At 66.6% G+C, this 15,402-nt stretch carries 11 protein-coding genes; 3 read left to right on the top strand and 8 right to left on the bottom strand.

From position 1 onward, the window contains the following. Positions 1-26 precede the first annotated feature (26 nt). Positions 27-1,598: a glutamate--cysteine ligase gene (gene gshA, locus QEP15_RS02010; RefSeq protein ID WP_152383261.1), complete on the top strand. Its 1,572-nt coding sequence runs from the start codon at positions 27-29 to the stop codon at positions 1,596-1,598. A gap of 84 nt (positions 1,599-1,682) precedes the next feature. Next, positions 1,683-2,204, top strand: a complete 522-nt coding sequence (locus tag QEP15_RS02005) for a lipocalin family protein (RefSeq protein WP_056327573.1) — start codon at positions 1,683-1,685, stop codon at positions 2,202-2,204. 40 nt (positions 2,205-2,244) lie between these two features. On the opposite strand, the gene QEP15_RS02000 is transcribed toward QEP15_RS02005, so the two are convergent. From QEP15_RS02000 to QEP15_RS01975, 6 genes are all read right to left on the bottom strand, one after another. Continuing rightward, on the bottom strand, positions 2,245-3,189 hold the full coding sequence (locus tag QEP15_RS02000; RefSeq protein ID WP_152383260.1) for a M14 family metallopeptidase: 945 nt from the start codon (positions 3,187-3,189) through the stop codon (positions 2,245-2,247). A gap of 54 nt (positions 3,190-3,243) precedes the next feature. Beyond that, on the bottom strand, positions 3,244-4,236 hold the full coding sequence (locus QEP15_RS01995; RefSeq protein ID WP_280148380.1) for a Bug family tripartite tricarboxylate transporter substrate binding protein: 993 nt from the start codon (positions 4,234-4,236) through the stop codon (positions 3,244-3,246). A 138-nt stretch (positions 4,237-4,374) separates the two neighbouring features. Further along, positions 4,375-5,289: a LysR family transcriptional regulator gene (locus QEP15_RS01990; protein WP_152383259.1), complete on the bottom strand. Its 915-nt coding sequence runs from the start codon at positions 5,287-5,289 to the stop codon at positions 4,375-4,377. A gap of 27 nt (positions 5,290-5,316) precedes the next feature. Continuing rightward, complete coding sequence (locus QEP15_RS01985; RefSeq protein WP_280148379.1) at positions 5,317-6,072, bottom strand: FCD domain-containing protein; 756 nt, start codon at positions 6,070-6,072, stop codon at positions 5,317-5,319. 11 nt (positions 6,073-6,083) lie between these two features. Continuing rightward, positions 6,084-6,995: a fumarylacetoacetate hydrolase family protein gene (locus QEP15_RS01980; RefSeq protein ID WP_280148378.1), complete on the bottom strand. Its 912-nt coding sequence runs from the start codon at positions 6,993-6,995 to the stop codon at positions 6,084-6,086. Positions 6,996-7,062: 67 nt separating this feature from the next. Then, complete coding sequence (locus tag QEP15_RS01975) at positions 7,063-8,187, bottom strand: cupin domain-containing protein (protein ID WP_280148377.1); 1,125 nt, start codon at positions 8,185-8,187, stop codon at positions 7,063-7,065. A gap of 228 nt (positions 8,188-8,415) precedes the next feature. Between QEP15_RS01975 and QEP15_RS01970 the strand changes: the two genes are divergently transcribed. Further along, positions 8,416-8,661 (top strand): hypothetical protein, encoded by a 246-nt coding sequence (locus QEP15_RS01970; RefSeq protein WP_056327580.1) that lies wholly within the window; start codon positions 8,416-8,418, stop codon positions 8,659-8,661. A gap of 70 nt (positions 8,662-8,731) precedes the next feature. Here the strand turns inward: QEP15_RS01970 and QEP15_RS01965 are convergent, their stop codons facing one another. Further along, complete coding sequence (locus tag QEP15_RS01965; RefSeq protein ID WP_280148376.1) at positions 8,732-12,010, bottom strand: autotransporter outer membrane beta-barrel domain-containing protein; 3,279 nt, start codon at positions 12,008-12,010, stop codon at positions 8,732-8,734. Positions 12,011-12,452: 442 nt separating this feature from the next. Continuing rightward, on the bottom strand, positions 12,453-15,374 hold the full coding sequence (locus tag QEP15_RS01960) for an autotransporter outer membrane beta-barrel domain-containing protein (protein WP_280148375.1): 2,922 nt from the start codon (positions 15,372-15,374) through the stop codon (positions 12,453-12,455). Positions 15,375-15,402: the final 28 nt, after the last annotated feature.

Raw genomic sequence — 15,402 nt, 5'->3', positions numbered from 1 at the left:
GCGACAGCCCCCAACGAGAACAATCCGTGACCGATACTGCCGCCAACCGCCTCGCCCGCCTAGAGGCCAACCGCTCGCTGCTGACCCAGACCCTGCGGGGCATCGAGAAAGAAGGCCTGCGCGTGGACGAACAGGGCATCCTGGCCCGCACGCCGCACCCCGCCGGGCTGGGCTCGGCGCTGACCAACGAACACGTCACCACCGATTATTCCGAATCGCTGCTCGAACTCATCACGGGCACGCACCAGGACGTGGACGCGTTGCTGGCCGAGCTTGCCGATACGCACCGCCACGTCTACGGCGTGCTGGACCACGAGCTGATCTGGAACCAGTCCATGCCGGCCACGCTGCCGCCGGAGCCTGACATCCCCATCGCCTGGTACGGCACGTCCAACACCGGCATGCTCAAGCACGTGTACCGCCGCGGTCTTGCCGAACGCTACGGCAAGACGATGCAGTGCATCGCCGGCGTGCACTACAACTTCTCGCTGCCCGAAGACCTGTGGTCCGTGCTGGACACGCAGCCCGGCTCCGCGCAGGACCGCCGCTCGCGCGGCTACATCGGCCTGATCCGCAACTTCACGCGCTACTCGTGGCTGCTGATGTACCTGTTCGGCTCGGCCCCGGCGCTGGCCAGCGATTTCCTGCAAGGCCAGGACCATCAGCTGGAAAAGCTGGGCGACCACACGCTGTACCTGCCCTACGCCACCAGCCTGCGCATGAGCGACCTGGGTTACCAGAACAAGGCGCAGTCGCAGCTCAAGCTCTGCTACAACGACCTGGACACCTTCCTTGGCCGCCTGTACGGCGCCGTGACGCAGCCCTGGCCCGAATACCAGAAGATCGGCACGCATCGCAACGGTGAATGGATCCAGCTCAACACCAACGTGCTGCAGATCGAAAACGAGTACTACTCCAGCATCCGTCCCAAGCGCGCCACCGGCCGCTGCGAGCGCCCCATCACCGCGCTGGCCGAGCGCGGCGTGCAGTACGTCGAAGTGCGCTGCCTGGACATCGACCCGTATTCGCCGGTGGGCATCGACGCGGCCACTGCGCGCTTCGTCGACGCCTTTCTCCTGTTCTGCACCGCCTCGGACAGCCCCTTCTTCCCGGCCAATGGCTACTGTCAGCGCAGCGCCGACAACTTCTCGGTGGTCGTCAAGGAAGGCCGCAAGCCCGGCCTCATGCTGGACCGCGAAGGCCAGTCGATCGGCCTTGCGCAATGGGGCCACGAACTGCTCGACCAGATCGCGCCGTACGCCGCGTTGTACGACAGCGCGCTGGGCGGCACCGCCTACGCCGACGCGCTGGCCGCCCAACGCGCCAAGCTCGACCAGCCGGACGCGACGCCGTCCGCGCGCCTGCTGGCCGACCTGAAGGACAGCGGTCTTTCGTTCCACGATTACTCGCTGGCGCTGAGCCGCAAGCAGGCCGATGCCCTGCGCGCCGAACCGCTGCCGGCCGACGTGGCCGCGGCCTACGAGCAAGCCGCGGCGCAGTCCACCGCCGAACAGCTACGGCTGGAGCAGTCGGACACTGAAGATTTCGACACCTACGTCGCGCGCTATCACGCCGCGCTGAAAGCGCCGCGCAAATAAGGCGTATCGTTAGGGCTCGGGTTGCGCCGCGCGCCATACGGCGGCCGGCGCCAGCCTTACCAGTCACATCAGGAGGTTTTCTTCATGCGCCGCACCGCAACATTCCTGCTGGCCCTGGCGGCCAGTGTGGCGGGCATTGCCCACGCCGCGCCGCCCCCCATGCAGACCGTGGAATCCGTAGACCTGAAACGCTACGTCGGGATGTGGTACGAAATCGCCAACTTCCCCATGTTCTTCCAGCGCAATTGCGTGGGAGACACCACGGCGGAATACACCGCGCATCCGGACGGCACGATCGGCGTGAACAACCGCTGCCGCACCAAGGACGGGGATATCGATTCGGCCTCGGGCACGGCCACCGTCGTTGAAGGCAGCAACAACGCCAAGCTCGAAGTCACGTTCTTCAAGCCGTTCAAGGGCGACTACTGGGTGATCGGCCTGGATCCGGAGTACCGCTGGGCGGTCGTCGGCACGCCCGACCGCAAGTACCTGTGGATCCTGTCGCGCTCGCCGCAACTGCCCAAGGAAGAACTGGACAAGGCGTTGGCTGCCGCCACGGCGCAAGGCTACCAGCTCGACGAGCTGCGCTACACGCCGCAGAAGTAAAGCACCTGAAAGTAAAGGACCGCGGAAGTCTGCGGTCCGCTCAGCCCGCGTAATCGCGGGCCAGCCTGACCACCGTCACGCCGGGCTTTAACTGCCGCAGCGACGGCATGATGAGCGTGCAGTTGTCGTAAGGCGTGACAATCGGCTGCTCGTCGGCCCAGCCGATGGACGATCCGGCCTTCTCGAACGTCTCCAGTCCCGACCAGGGGCCCGCAAAACGCACGTTCATGGACGGCGCCACCACGGCGTCCGTCACCTCCAGCACGCGCTGCTGCGCCGGGTCCGGCAGCAGCCAGCCTTCGGGCAGGTCGGACCGGTCGGCCACGCCCGACTCCACCAGCATCCGCGCCACCATGTCGCGCGCCACCTCGCGCGAAGACAGGTCGCCATGAAAGCCGCATTCGATCAGCAGCGCGCAGGCGTCTTCCCGGGCCGGATCGCCGAAGTGCTCGAAGTCGCGCATGCGCACGCCGTCCTTGTGGCCGGCATCCACGATCACGTGCTGCGGCGCCTTCAGGCGGCGGGCCAGCGCGACATTGCGCGGCAACACGCCCGTCAACAGCAGCGGCGCCCCCGGCTCGTGCATCGAATGCAGATCCAGCAGCCAGTCGGCGCGCCGCACCCACGGACGCAACGCCGCGCCGCGCTGGCGGTCGGGCGTGGTGGGATTGTCCAGGCGCTCGGCGCTCCAGACGCGGTTCATGTCTTCCTGCACGAATCGCGAGGCATCGTGATTCGCCGCATCAAAGCGGTCGAACGCATCCAGATTGCAGAAGGCCAGCGTCAGGCTGCCGCGGCGCGGCCGCAGGCCCGACGCCAGCAGGTCCTTCAGCGCCCAGGCACCGCACAGCTCGTTGCCATGCACCAGCGCGCTCACCATGAGCGCCCGTCCCGGAACGCCCGAATCAAAGTGCCACACGCCGGGCGTGTCGGTATTGCCTGCGCGCTCGGCGGCGATGTCGGGAACGGGAAGCTTGAATTGCATGGTGATATCCGTGTGCTGCGAGGGTCTTTCGATGTCGTGATGTGCCGCGCGGCCTTATTGCGCCTCGATCTTGGCGGCCTTGACCAGCGCGGCGTACTTCTTGGTCTCTTCCGCCTGGAAGGCCACCGGATCCACGCCCGGCTTGGCGACTTCGCCGCCCGCGTCCTGCATCTTGGCGCGGAAGGTGTCGGACTTCAGCGATTCATCCAGCGCGGCGCGCAGCTTGGTCACCACCGGCTCGGGCAAGCCCGCCGGGCCGTACAGCGCGAACCACAGGTTGATGTCGACGGACTCGAAACCCTTGGTGGCGGCCAGCGGCGCGATCTCGGGCGCGGCGGGCGAACGCTTGTTCTCGGTCAGGCCCAGCGCGACGATGTTGCCGCTGCGGACCTGCGGCAGACCCGAGGACAGCACGAGCATGCCGAAGTCCAGCTGGCCGCTCATCAGGTCCGTGACCAGCGGCGACACGCCGCGGTAAGGCACGTGTTCGGCGCGGGTGCCGGTGGCCTGGTTGATCATCTCGCCCGCCAGGTGCAGCGTCGTGCCCACACCCGAAGACCCGTAGTTGAACGTGCCGGGCGCGGCGCCCTTGAGCTTTTCCAGGTACTCGGCGGCGGTCTTCACGCCGGAGTTCTTGCTGGCGGCCAGCAGCATCGGCTGCGAGGCCACGATGCCCAGCGCCGTGAAGTCCTTGGCGCTGTCGTACTTGACCGCGGTGTTGATCATGCGGGCGATCACCATTTCGTTGGTGGAGCCCAAGAAGATGGTGTAGCCGTCCGGCGCGGCACGGGCCACGCGCTGCGCGCCGATGGTGCCGCCGGCGCCGCCGACGTTCTCGACCACGACCGTCTGGCCCAGGCGCTTGCCCAGTTCTTCGCCCAGCAGGCGCGCGGTCAGATCCAGGCTGCCGCCTGCGGGATAACCGACGATCAGCGAAATGCTGCGGGCCGGATAGTCGGCCGCGCTGGCAACGGGTGCCACGGCAAGGGCCGAAGCGGCGCTCAACGAGACTAGCGCTGCGCGCAACGGATGCAAGATGGACTTCATGAATTTCTCCCTGGGGTGCTGTGGGTGGACGGCGGAGCCGCCTCTTTTGAGTTTCGGGGGCTATTTTCAAGCGCGGCCCAGGGGCATACCGTGCCAAAGCGGCACATCGTTGTGCTAATCCGGTTTGATGTCTGGCAATCAGGCCTTGCGGCTGGCCGTCGCTTCCCAGGCAGCTTCGGCCAGGTCGGTCAGCCGGGCACGCGGGCGGTACAGGCGGACCTCGAAGGCGATCTCGTCGCTACGTCCGCCCAGCTCGGCCAATGCGCCGCGGCGGCAATCCGCCGCCACCATGGACCAGGGCAGCCACGCCACGCCCACGCCCTTGGCGACCGCGCCATGCGCCGCGTCCAGCGAATCGCTGCGCACGAAGGGCGTCAGCGCGTACGGCGTGGCCTCCAGCCGGTCTCCCACGATGCGCTCCATCGCCAGCCCGCCGGTATAGGTGATCAGCGGCACGGGCGCGCCGCCCACCTGCAACTGATAGCGTGGCCGGCCGCGGGCGTCCATCTGGCTGACCGGCACCAGCTTGTCGGTCGCCAGCGTCATGTAGCGGTAGCGCGAGGGGCTGAGCGGCACGGACAGCGCCGGGTGCTCGTAGCAGCACAAGAGGTCCACCTTGCCCTGCTCCAGCCGGACCACCAGGTCCTGCGCCTTGCCGGTGGACAGCTCCACCTGCGTGCCGTCGGTCAGCACCCGGGGCGCGCGGTGCCGCAGCCGCGCAATCCAGTCGGCCACCAGCGTGCGCGCCAGGCTGCGCCCCGTGGCGATCCGCAGCACGGCCTCGCCCCCCGCGCCGGAACTGCGGATGCGATGGCGGACCAGCCCCATCTGCTCGACCACCTGCGTGGCGGTTTTCAGCAGCGCCTCGCCTTCGGGCGTCAGCGTCACCGGCAGGCGCTGGCGCTCCACCAGCGGGGTGCCTGCCCACGCTTCCAGGGCGCGGATGCGCCGGCCGAAGGCGGGATGCGTGACGTGGCGCAGTTCCGCGGCGCGCACGAAGCTGCCGGTCTGCGCCAGCGCGATCAGGTCTTCCAGGAGTTTCAGGTCTGCCATGGACGACAAGCTTACGGCATCACGACGCTAGGCCGCGGCTTGGCCCTCGGGCAGGGCAAGGATGCGCTCGATGACCTGCGCCGTCTCGCGGTAGTGCGTGGCCAGCAGCGCGGCCGCGCGGCCGGCATCGCGCGCGACCGCGGCATCCAGCAGCGCGCGGTGCTCGTCGTCGACGTCGCGTTCATGGCCGTACGCCACGGCCTGGGCGCGCGCCGGCCGGCGATAGCGTTCCGTCTGCGCGTATAGCTGCGCGGACAGGTCCAGCAGCCAGGGCGAGCGGCAGGCGCCGATGAGCGCCTGATGAAACTCCTGGTGCCGGGCCTCCAGCGCGTCCTCGCGATCCGGGTCCAGGCCGGGCGCGGCGTCCGCCCGGCGGGCCGCCAGCGCCAGCGCATGAAACGCCCCCACCAGCCGCGCCTCCCAGGCGTCGTCGGCGTTGGCCAGCGACCGCCGCAGCGCATCGCAATCGATCAGGATGCGGGCTTCGCAAGCATCGCGCATTTCTTCCACGGACAGCGGCGCGATCCGAAAGCCGCGCGACGTGGTGGTAAGCACCATGCGTTCGCTGCGCAACCGGTTCAGCGCCTCGCGGATCGGCGAAAAGCTGCCGCCGTAGCGCTGGCGCAGCAGTTCCAGCCGCAGCGACTGGCCCGGCGCAAACGCGCCGCGCATGATGTCGCGGCGCAACTGCCGGTAGATGTGTTCGGACAGCGTGATGTCTTCGACCTCGGCGCCACCGTCGGCGGCCGCATCCTCGCGCGGGGCCTTGATTCTGGGTTTCAAGCGTTGTGCTCCTAGACGGCCACCACCGGATGGCGCAGCGTGCCGATGCCTTCCACGCAGGCCACGACCACGTCGCCCGGCCACAGGAATTCCTGCGGCTTGCGTCCGGCGCCCACGCCCTCCGGCGTGCCGGTGGCGATGATGTCGCCCGGCTCCAGCGTGATGCCGGCGCTGATATCGGAAATCAAAAACGGCACCTTGAACAGCATGTGGCGCGTGTTCGAGCCCTGCTTCTTTTCGCCATTGACCGTCAGCCACAGGTCCAGCACCTGCGGATCGGGGATTTCGTCGGCGGTCACGATGCACGGGCCGAACGGCGCGTACGTGTCCTGTCCCTTGGAATAGATCCACTGCCCTGCCCGGCGGCAATCGCGCGCGCTCATGTCCAGCATCACGCTGTAGCCAAACACATAAGACAGCGCGTCGGCCTCGGCCACGCGCGACGCGCGCCGACCGATGATGACGGCCAGTTCCACTTCCCAGTCCAGTTGCTGCGTGATCCTGGCGTTGTGCTCGATGGCATCGCCCGGCCCGATCACGGTGGTGGGCGGCTTGGAAAAGATCACCGGCTGCTTGGGCAGGTCGGCCGACGTGTCCAGCGTGCGGCTGGATTCGGCCACGTGCTCCACATAGTTCAGTCCGATGCCAAAGATGTTCTTGCGCGGACGCGGGATGGGCGCCAGCAGCTTCACGTTCTCCTGCGGCAGGGCCGTGCCCACCGGCCAGTTGCCGCGAAACGTGTCCAACACGCGCGTCGCCTGCGCGACCGCCACCGGCCCCAGGTCGATGAATTCCAGCATGTCGCCGGGCAGGTCCACCCCGCCTTCCTGGCCCAGCAGAAACAGGTCGATCACATAGCCGTCCACCAGCGCACCCAGGCGGGCAGCGGCGGTGGGATGAGCGCGAAAGGTCACGAGGCGCATCGGGAACTCCAGAAGGTCAAAGGGTGGTGGAACCGGCCGGCGCGGCGCGGCGTCATGCGTTCAGAAACTAGATCAGTTGTTGATGGCCGCCGTTGTCCTCTACCGCTTCCTCGCGGTACAGCGCAAGCGCGCGCATGACGGGCAGGTCGTTGAAACAGAAGAGGCACGCGTCGTCGTTGAACGACAGGTTCGCGTGTTCGTGAATAGCCCACGACGGCACGCAGAAAATGTCGCGCTCGGTCCAGTCGTAACGCTTGCCGTCGATCACGGAAAACCCGCTGCCCTTGGCCACCTGATAAATGAAGCTGCCGGTGTGCCGGTGCGCCTGGGTGTGTTCGCCCGGGCGCAGCAACTGCATGCTGGCGCCGATGGTGGGCATGACCGCGCCGCCCGTTGCCGGATTCACGTACTCCAGCAGGATGCCATCGTACGGACTGCCCGGCGCGGTGCGCGCATAGCGGCGCAGGGCCTCGTACGTAGGCTCCCATTCGTACTTGAAGAGCGGGGAATACGGCTTGGTCCACCCGGACACCTGCGGCCGCAGCGCCACGCCGCCCCACGCGCCGCTGGTGTCGTCCACCGGATGCGTGATGGTCTGATTCAGGTCGGGATGCACGGCATAGAAACCGGCTTCCAGCGAATTGACCAGCGGAATATCCAGGCCGTCCTGCCAGATGCAGGTCGTGCCGTCCTCGGCCACGCCATGCTCGTGCCACGTGCCGTTGGGCGTCAGCACGAAATCGTTCACGCCCAGCGTCATCTTGTGGCCGTCCACCACCGTGTACGCGCCTTGCCCTTCCATGATGAAGCGCAGCGCCGAATGCGTGTGCGCGTGTGCGCTGGCCAGCTCGCCCGGCTTCATCACCTGCAATCCGGAATACAGCCAGCCCACCGCCGCGGCAACGTCCTGCCGGCCGGGGTTGTTCAGGTAGATCACGCGCCGGCCCGCCTCTTCGGGGGACACCAGCTCGGCGGACCGCAACACATGACCGCGCAGGTCCCGGTAACGCCAGACCACGGGCACCGACGCCGACCGCGGCGCCCACGGCTCGATCTTGTTCGCCACCGTCCACAACGCGCCCGTCTCAAGCCGCGCCAGTTCCTGGTAATAGGCCACCCGCTCCGGCGAGTCGGCCACATTGGCGCGGCCCGCGGTGTCCTCGCGGTAAGCGTCGTAGCGGTTCGCTTCCATGTCGTGCCCCTGGTTTTATAAAACGCCGAGGATTTTCGAAAATACTAAGCGCGCCAGGAAGGGTGGGCAATGGGCAAGCGCTAGGGGTTTTCCTGCAATGCCGGAAAGGCTGGCAGCGCCACGCCGCGAAAATATCTGGACGACCTGCGCAAAAATACTGTACAAAAACACAGTGCGACGTGATACATTTCGCTCGCCCGAAAAACTGTCGTCCAGGGGAGAATTCCTGTGTCAGAAGCTGCTCATCTCGTTCAGTACATCGTCGTTCCCTATCGCGCCGCCGCCAATGGCGTCGCCCCCGGGGAAATCCGTCCGGCCAGCAGCGAATTCGGAGCCATCCGCATCGCGAATTCCATGGCTTCCAAATTTGCAGGCGTTGCCGCCTACGAAGTGATGATCGACAAGGAAACCGGCGACATGGAATCGCCGCGCATCCTGATGCAGATCGGCACCGTGCCTTCACTGGACGACTAGCCAACGCAAATCGCCCGCCCCGCATGCATGCGGGGCGGGCGATTCATACGCAAGCTCTGCGCCGCGATCGCTAGAACAGGTACTTGATCCCCACCGAGCCACCCACCGCGCGCAACCCCGACGCGCCGCCCAAACCCTGCTCGGCGTTCAGCTGCACATTGACGAAGGTGTTCTTGCCAGCGCGACGGTCGTAGCCCGCCGATACCCCCACGCGCGATCCGTCCAGCTTGTTCTCAAAAGCAATGTCGCCTTGCGTCAGCGTCTGGTATTCGCTGGACGACTCCCCCAGCGTGTGCCGGTAACTCAGCATCAGCCAACCGTGGTTCCGCACGTCATCTTGTTCGCCCCAGGTTTTTGACAGCTTCAGGCTCACGCGCGAATGCAGCGCACGCGATGCCGGCAGCGCAACCTGACCGAGGTCATCATCGCCGTCGCGCAACTTGACATGCTGAACCATCACCTGCGCCTGCGGTCCGAGTTGAAGCCCGCTGGACGCATCGCCAATGTCGAACGCCTTGCCAGCTTCGGCCGACAGCGCCGCGCCCCAGCCCGACGTCCGCATCGACATGCCGTCCGCGCCGCTCGATTGCGTCTTTACGCCATACCGGCTGATCTGCGTGACGAAGTCGGCATATCCGCCCTTGCCGTCCATCATCGTGTAGTACGCGCCCAGGCCGTACATGGTCTGATCGCTGCGACCGGCGTCGATCATCGAACGCGTGGACGCCTGATAGTGGTCGACCTGCGCGCGCGACACCATGGCCGTGCCGAACACCCCCAGGCTGTTGCGACGGATACCCTTGTTGGTCACGAACAGGTCCGTGCCGACCTGCAGACCGCCCAGCGTCGTGCGGCTTCCCACTTGCGACTGCAGGATGCCGCGCGAAGCGCCATCCCGGTTCTCCCATCCGCCCAGCGTTCTGGCCCAGGCATACGGGTACACCTTACGGGCCAGCGTTTCGGTCGCGCCCATGCGCTCGTTGAAGGTGCCCACCGCCAGCTCGGACTGCCGCAGCGCTTGCCCGCCAAGCTGCGAATAAATGGAGACTTCGGGGCGGACTTCGCTGATCAAGTACCAGTTGTTGGAAAGCGACGGCGTGCCGTCCTGGGCGCCATGCGTCAGCACGTAGCGGAACGCGCCGCCCCGCGGGCGCTGTCCCGGCGTCTGTCGAAATGCGTTGTCCGTGCTGGCGCCCGCCTTGACCACCAGAAAGCCATTGCCGCTGAAGGGATCGCCAAAATCCCCGTCGGTATTCAGCGTCAGGTAGGTCAACCCCGTCGCCCCCGCGTTCAAGGTCAGGTAATCCACGGTGCCAGCCGTGGTCGGAATCATGTGCAACTGCACTTCACCGCCGCCGCCCACCAGATTGTTGGCGGTGAACGTACGGCCGATTTCATCGTTGGTCCATGCTGCGGGCGGGGCGAAGGCGACGCTGCCGGCAAGCCGAAGTTCGTTGACGGTGCTGAGATTGTTTGCTTGCGCGGCGTTCGGTGCGGAGTTGGAAGCATCCGTCAGGATGTTCCATTTGCTGGCCGCGTCGATGGAGAGATTCGGTCCATCCACCCAACCGTGAAGTGTGCCGCCGTTGGCCAAGCCCAGGTCGGCACTGCCCGCCCCAACGACCCGGGCAACAGCGTGATCTGGCTGACCCAAGGACGTGCCATCGATGACCAGCGTGCCGTTGTCCACCCGCGTGAAGCCGGTGTACGTAAGCGACCCGGTAAGCGTGGTCGTTCCCGAACCGGCCTGCAGCAGATCGCCCGTGCCAGATATGGCGTGGGACAGGATGACTGCGTCGGCGCGGTCGATGGCCAGAAGGGCGTTGTTCTCGACCTGGCCCGCCCCCAACGAGCCGACGGCCTGGCCCGAGCCCAGCTGCAGCACACCGTCGTCAATCCGCGTTGCGCCGGCGAAGGCATTGTCGCTGTCGATGATCCACGTACCCCCACCGGTCTTGGTCAGCGAGCCCGATCCGGTGATCGCGCCCTGCATCACGGACACCGTGCCGTCCACGGTGCGAATGGCGCCATCTCCCGCAAACTGCATGTCGCGCTGCGACAGGACATTGGCATCCAGTTGCAGCCCGCCGCCATCAACCGTGAGGGCAACGGAGGCGTCGCCCAGGCTAGCGTCGTCGGCGATCGCGAGCCACCCGCCCGACAGGGTCCAGGGCATGATGGCCTGACTGGGCGTGCCCGTCAGCGTCCAGGTTCCCGCCGACGTTTTTTCGAAGGCATTGAAGCCCAGGTACTGGGCCTGCGGGCCGCTTCCAATCAGGCTGACATCGAAGGCCAGCGCCGAGCCGCCATCCAGCCTGAACGTGTTCTTGCCGCCCGACTCCGTGGCGTCGACCAGGCCGATGATTTCACTGCCGTTTTGCAGGACCAGCGTGGAATCATGGGCGGTCGCCGCATACTTGATGGCGATGTTCTGGTTCGCCGGTCCCTGCGAGATCGTGCCCGAATTGATGATCACGGAGTTGGCGCCGGTGACGTGGACACCGTGACCGCTGTTGCCGCCGGCACCGCCCGGGGGGCCGCCGGAGAATGAGGTGCCCGCCCCGCCGGCGCCGCCCGATCCGCCAGCCGCCCCGCCGCCTCCGCCGCCCCCGGCCCAAATTGCTATGTTCGCTATGCCACCACCGACGCCGGCCTCACCGCCAGCGATACCGCCTGATCCGCCTACACCCGGAATTGGGCTGGATAATCCATCGCCCTGCGACCCGCCGTTGGTGTAGGTGCCGCCGCCACCACCACCACCACCTGCATAATTCGACTGGCCGCCACCCGGCATACCATCTTCTCCCCCATTGCCGCCATTGCCGCCGTAGCCCGTTCCATCGATCCCGCCGGGGTTGATATCCGCCGCGCCGCCGCCGCCGCCCCCACCGCCGCCACCAGTGCCCCCCGCGCCGTCACCACCGCGGCCGCCGTCGCTGACAATGCTCTGACTGAAACTACCGCCGCCCCCGCCTCCACCGCCCCCCCCCTTGCCGCCGCTAATAGAGTAGCCGTCGTTATGCAAAACCACGCCATCTCCCGAGATGACGATGCCGTGCCCGCCATTTCCGCCCGCGCCACCTGCGCCGCCCACATAGCCCCCCTGCCCGCCTCCGCCCCCCCCGCCCCCGCCACCGCCGGGCGCGCCTTCAATGTCGTCATAGGTCGTGTAAGAAGTGGTGAGATCCAAGGCGGCAAAACCATCCCCGCCATCGCCGCCGTTGCCCCCATTGGCGGCCCCGCCTGCGCCGCCCACCCCCGCCTCGCCGACGATCAAGGCACGCGCCGCGGGATGCGGGGACATGCCCAGAGAGATCAAAGACAGGCCAAAACAAAGCTTCAGCGCCATACCGCGCGCCTTGTCGATTCGGTTCGAGATCGAGTCCGCATGTCGCAACGCCAAGCAAGAATCCGTATGCATCGTTGGTTCATCCTGGGTAGTGGATTCACGCGCGGCTTCACGAATTCAATTGCACCGGGAGCACAGGGGCAGCTCCAGGCAGAATCATTTTCTTGATATCGCAAGAACGTGGAACACCGGGGCTGCCGGTTGCGCGTTTGAGTAATCCGGTTAATCACATCGAGCGACGGCTTCGAGCTAAAAAGCGTTAAAGCCCGTCTCGTCGGTGTGTCTGATTCTCTTTATGCGTCCCGGCTTTACCCAGAGTAGGATTACTCGGAATGCGCGACAGTCTTCATAAGAATCAGTTGCCGTGGAAAATCAGACGATCGCTATGGCGCGTGTTCCAAGACCGTGCCAGCGATCCGGCGGGTCTCTTCATGCAAGGTCGCTAAAACAGATACTTCACCCCCAACGAGCCGGCCACCGCCCGCAATCCTGACGAGCTGCCCAAGCCCTGTTCGGCCTGCACCCGCACGTTGACGAAGGTGTTCCTGCCCGCTCGCCGGTCATATCCCGCCGCCAGGCCGACGCGCGATCCATCCAGATCGTTGTCGAATGCGATATCGCCCTGCGTCGCGGAGGGATACGAACTGGAGGAGCTTCCCAGCGTGTGGCGGTAGCTCAGCATCAGCCAGCCGTGGCTTTGCGTCTGGGCTTGCTCGCCCCAGACTTTCGATAGCTTCAGACTCACACGCGAATGCAGCGCGTTCAATCCCGGCAGGGCAACTCGGCCCACGCTGTCTTCAGCGTCACGCAATTTGACGTGCTGGACCATCACCTGGGCTTGCGGCTCAACGCGCAGACCGCGGCCGTCGCGAATATCGAAGGCCTTTCCGGCTTCGGCCGACAGCGCGGCGCCCCATCCGGATGTCTGCAGGGACGTGCCATGCGCACCGCGCGATTGCGTCTTCACGCCATATCGGCTGACCTGTCCGACGAAATCGGCGTAACCGCCCTTGCCGTCCATCAACGTGTAGTAAGCGCCCAGGCCATACAGGGTTTGATCGCTGCGGCCGGCATCCACCGTCGATCGCGTGGATGCCTGATAGTGCGACACGTCGTTACGGGAAGCCATTGCCGTTCCAAACACGCCCACGCTCCGGCGGCCGATACCTTTGCTGGCCACGAACAAGTCCGTTCCCACCTGCAGTCCGCCCAACCGCGAATCCACGGCGACATTCGCTTGCCGGATCCCTTGAGGCGCGCCATCCCGGCGTTCCAGGACGCCCAGCGACCGCGCCCAGACATAGGGGTAGACCGTTCGCGCCAGCGTTTCGGTCGCTCCCATCCGTTCGTTGAACGACCCCACCGCCACCTCGGACTGCCGCAAGGCCTGATTGCCCAACTGCGAGTAGATGGACACCTCGGGACGGATATCGCTGAACAGATACCAGTTGTTGGCCAGATCCGCTGCGCCGTTTCTCGCGCCTTGCACCAGCCCGTAGTTGAATGCGCCCGCCTGCGTGGGTTGTCCGGGGGTTTGTAGAAACGCGTGGTCGGTGCTGGCGCCGGCCTTGACCACCAGCAACCCGTCTCCGGCCAACGGATCTCCGAAGCCGCCCGGCGTGATGAGCTTCAGATAGGTCAACCCCGTGGCGCCCTGGGTGAGCGTCAGGTGATCCGCGGCGCCGGTCGGGTTCACGTGCAGCTGCACTTCGCCACCGGCGCCCACCAGGTTGTTGGCGGTGAAGGTGCGGCCGGCCTGATTGTTCGCCGCTTCGGAGGGCGGCGAAAAGGCGATGCTGCCAGCAAGCTGAAGTGCGTTGACGCTGCTGAGGTTGATGCCCTGCGCAGCGGTAGCGGCATCGGCCAGGACGTTCCATCGGCTCGTCGCATCGATGATGAGGTTCGGTCCGTCCATCTGGCCGTCAAGCCTGGCGCCGTTCGCAAGGCTCAATGTCGCATTGCTGGCGCCAGCGACGCTGGCGGCCGCGTGATCGGCCTGGCCCAGGGCCGTGCCATGGATGACCAGCATGCCCTCGTCGACACGCGTAACGCCGGTATGGGTGAGCGGCCCCGCCTGCGTAATGTTGCCCGATCCGCTATCGCTGCCCAGGATGATCCATGTGCCGGAACCTGTCTTGGTGAGGCTGCCCGCGCCGCTGATCGTTCCCTGCATCACGGACACCGTGCCGGCGGCCGTGTGGACCGCGCCATCACCGCGCAACTGAAAATCGCGCTGCGACGACATGCTGGCGTTCAGTTGCAACCCGCCGCCGTCAAAGACAAGGCCGCCAGCCACATCCCCCAGCGCGGCGTCGTCCGTGATCGCAAGCCATCCCCCGAGAAGCGTCCAGGGCGTAAGCGCCAGTGAGGGCGACCCCGTCAGCGCCCATATGCCGTCAGACGTCTTCTCGAATGCGTTGAAGCCCAGATACTGACCCTGCGCGCCGTCGCCAATCTTGCCAACGTCAAACGCCAGCGCGGCCCCGCCATCGAGGACCAGCGTGTTCCTGCCGGCCGATTCGGTGGCGTCGACGAGGCCTTGAATCACGCTGCCCTCCCGGAGCATCAAGGTCGCGTTGCTGGCGGTCCCCGCATACTTGATGGCGGTGTCCTGGTTGACGGGCCCCGCCATGATGGCGCCCGAGTTGATGATGACGGAATCGGCTCCCGTGACGTAGACGGCATGATTGCTGCTGCCGGCACCACCGCCGCCGTTCAAATCGAGACGCGTGTACTGTCCGCCGTCGCCCCCCGCGCCGCCCGGCGCGCCTCCGCCCCCTCCGCCGGGTGCAAAACCTTCGTACGGCTGCGCATCATCTCCGTTGACGCCAGACGCCCCGCCGGCAGTACCGCCCGGTCCGCCCACCCCTTCACTCAGCACTGGCCACACGTCCTGGCCTGCACTCCCGCCGTTGATGGATGAGCCGCCGCCACCGCCACCGCCGCCCGCCCAGGAGACACCGATGGGACCACCGCCCCCCACGAGGCCATCTTCTCCGCCGTGGCCGCCGTCTCCTCCGAAGCCCGTCCGGATATACGCCCCGCCTCCCCCGCCCCCGCCGGCGGCGCCGCCTGCGCCCGTCGAGCCGTCGCCACCGCGACCACCATCTGCTTCCACAGAGAAATGGAAGGTGGAGCCGCCGCCTCCGCCGCCGCCACCGCCCTTGCCGCCGCGGATCGACCAGCCGTCGTTGTGCAATACCACCGCGTCGCCTGAGATGACGATGCCGGCCCCGCCGTTCCCCCCGGCGCCGCCAGCGCCGCCCATGGAATGGCCGTGCCCGCCGCCACCACCACCACCGCCGCCGCCGCCGGCCCCGCCTTCCACGTCGCCGGCCGTGGTGTACGAGGTCGTAAGGTCCAAGGCGGCTTGGCCATCTCCACCGTCGCCG

Source organism: Achromobacter mucicolens, from assembly GCF_029866465.1.
GTDB classification, from domain to species: Bacteria; Pseudomonadota; Gammaproteobacteria; order Burkholderiales; family Burkholderiaceae_B; genus Achromobacter; species Achromobacter mucicolens.
The sequence above is the reverse complement of the archived record's forward strand: the minus strand, read 5'-3'. Positions and strand labels throughout refer to the sequence as shown.

Coding starts and splice junctions, on each gene's coding strand:
- QEP15_RS02005 (WP_056327573.1), top strand. CDS start 1,683: ATGCGCCGCACCGCAACATTCCTGCTGGCCCTGGCGGCCAGTGTGGCG.
- QEP15_RS01995 (WP_280148380.1), bottom strand. CDS start 4,236: ATGAAGTCCATCTTGCATCCGTTGCGCGCAGCGCTAGTCTCGTTGAGC.
- QEP15_RS02000 (WP_152383260.1), bottom strand. CDS start 3,189: ATGCAATTCAAGCTTCCCGTTCCCGACATCGCCGCCGAGCGCGCAGGC.
- QEP15_RS01975 (WP_280148377.1), bottom strand. CDS start 8,187: ATGGAAGCGAACCGCTACGACGCTTACCGCGAGGACACCGCGGGCCGC.
- QEP15_RS01980 (WP_280148378.1), bottom strand. CDS start 6,995: ATGCGCCTCGTGACCTTTCGCGCTCATCCCACCGCCGCTGCCCGCCTG.
- QEP15_RS01990 (WP_152383259.1), bottom strand. CDS start 5,289: ATGGCAGACCTGAAACTCCTGGAAGACCTGATCGCGCTGGCGCAGACC.
- QEP15_RS01965 (WP_280148376.1), bottom strand. CDS start 12,010: ATGGCGCTGAAGCTTTGTTTTGGCCTGTCTTTGATCTCTCTGGGCATG.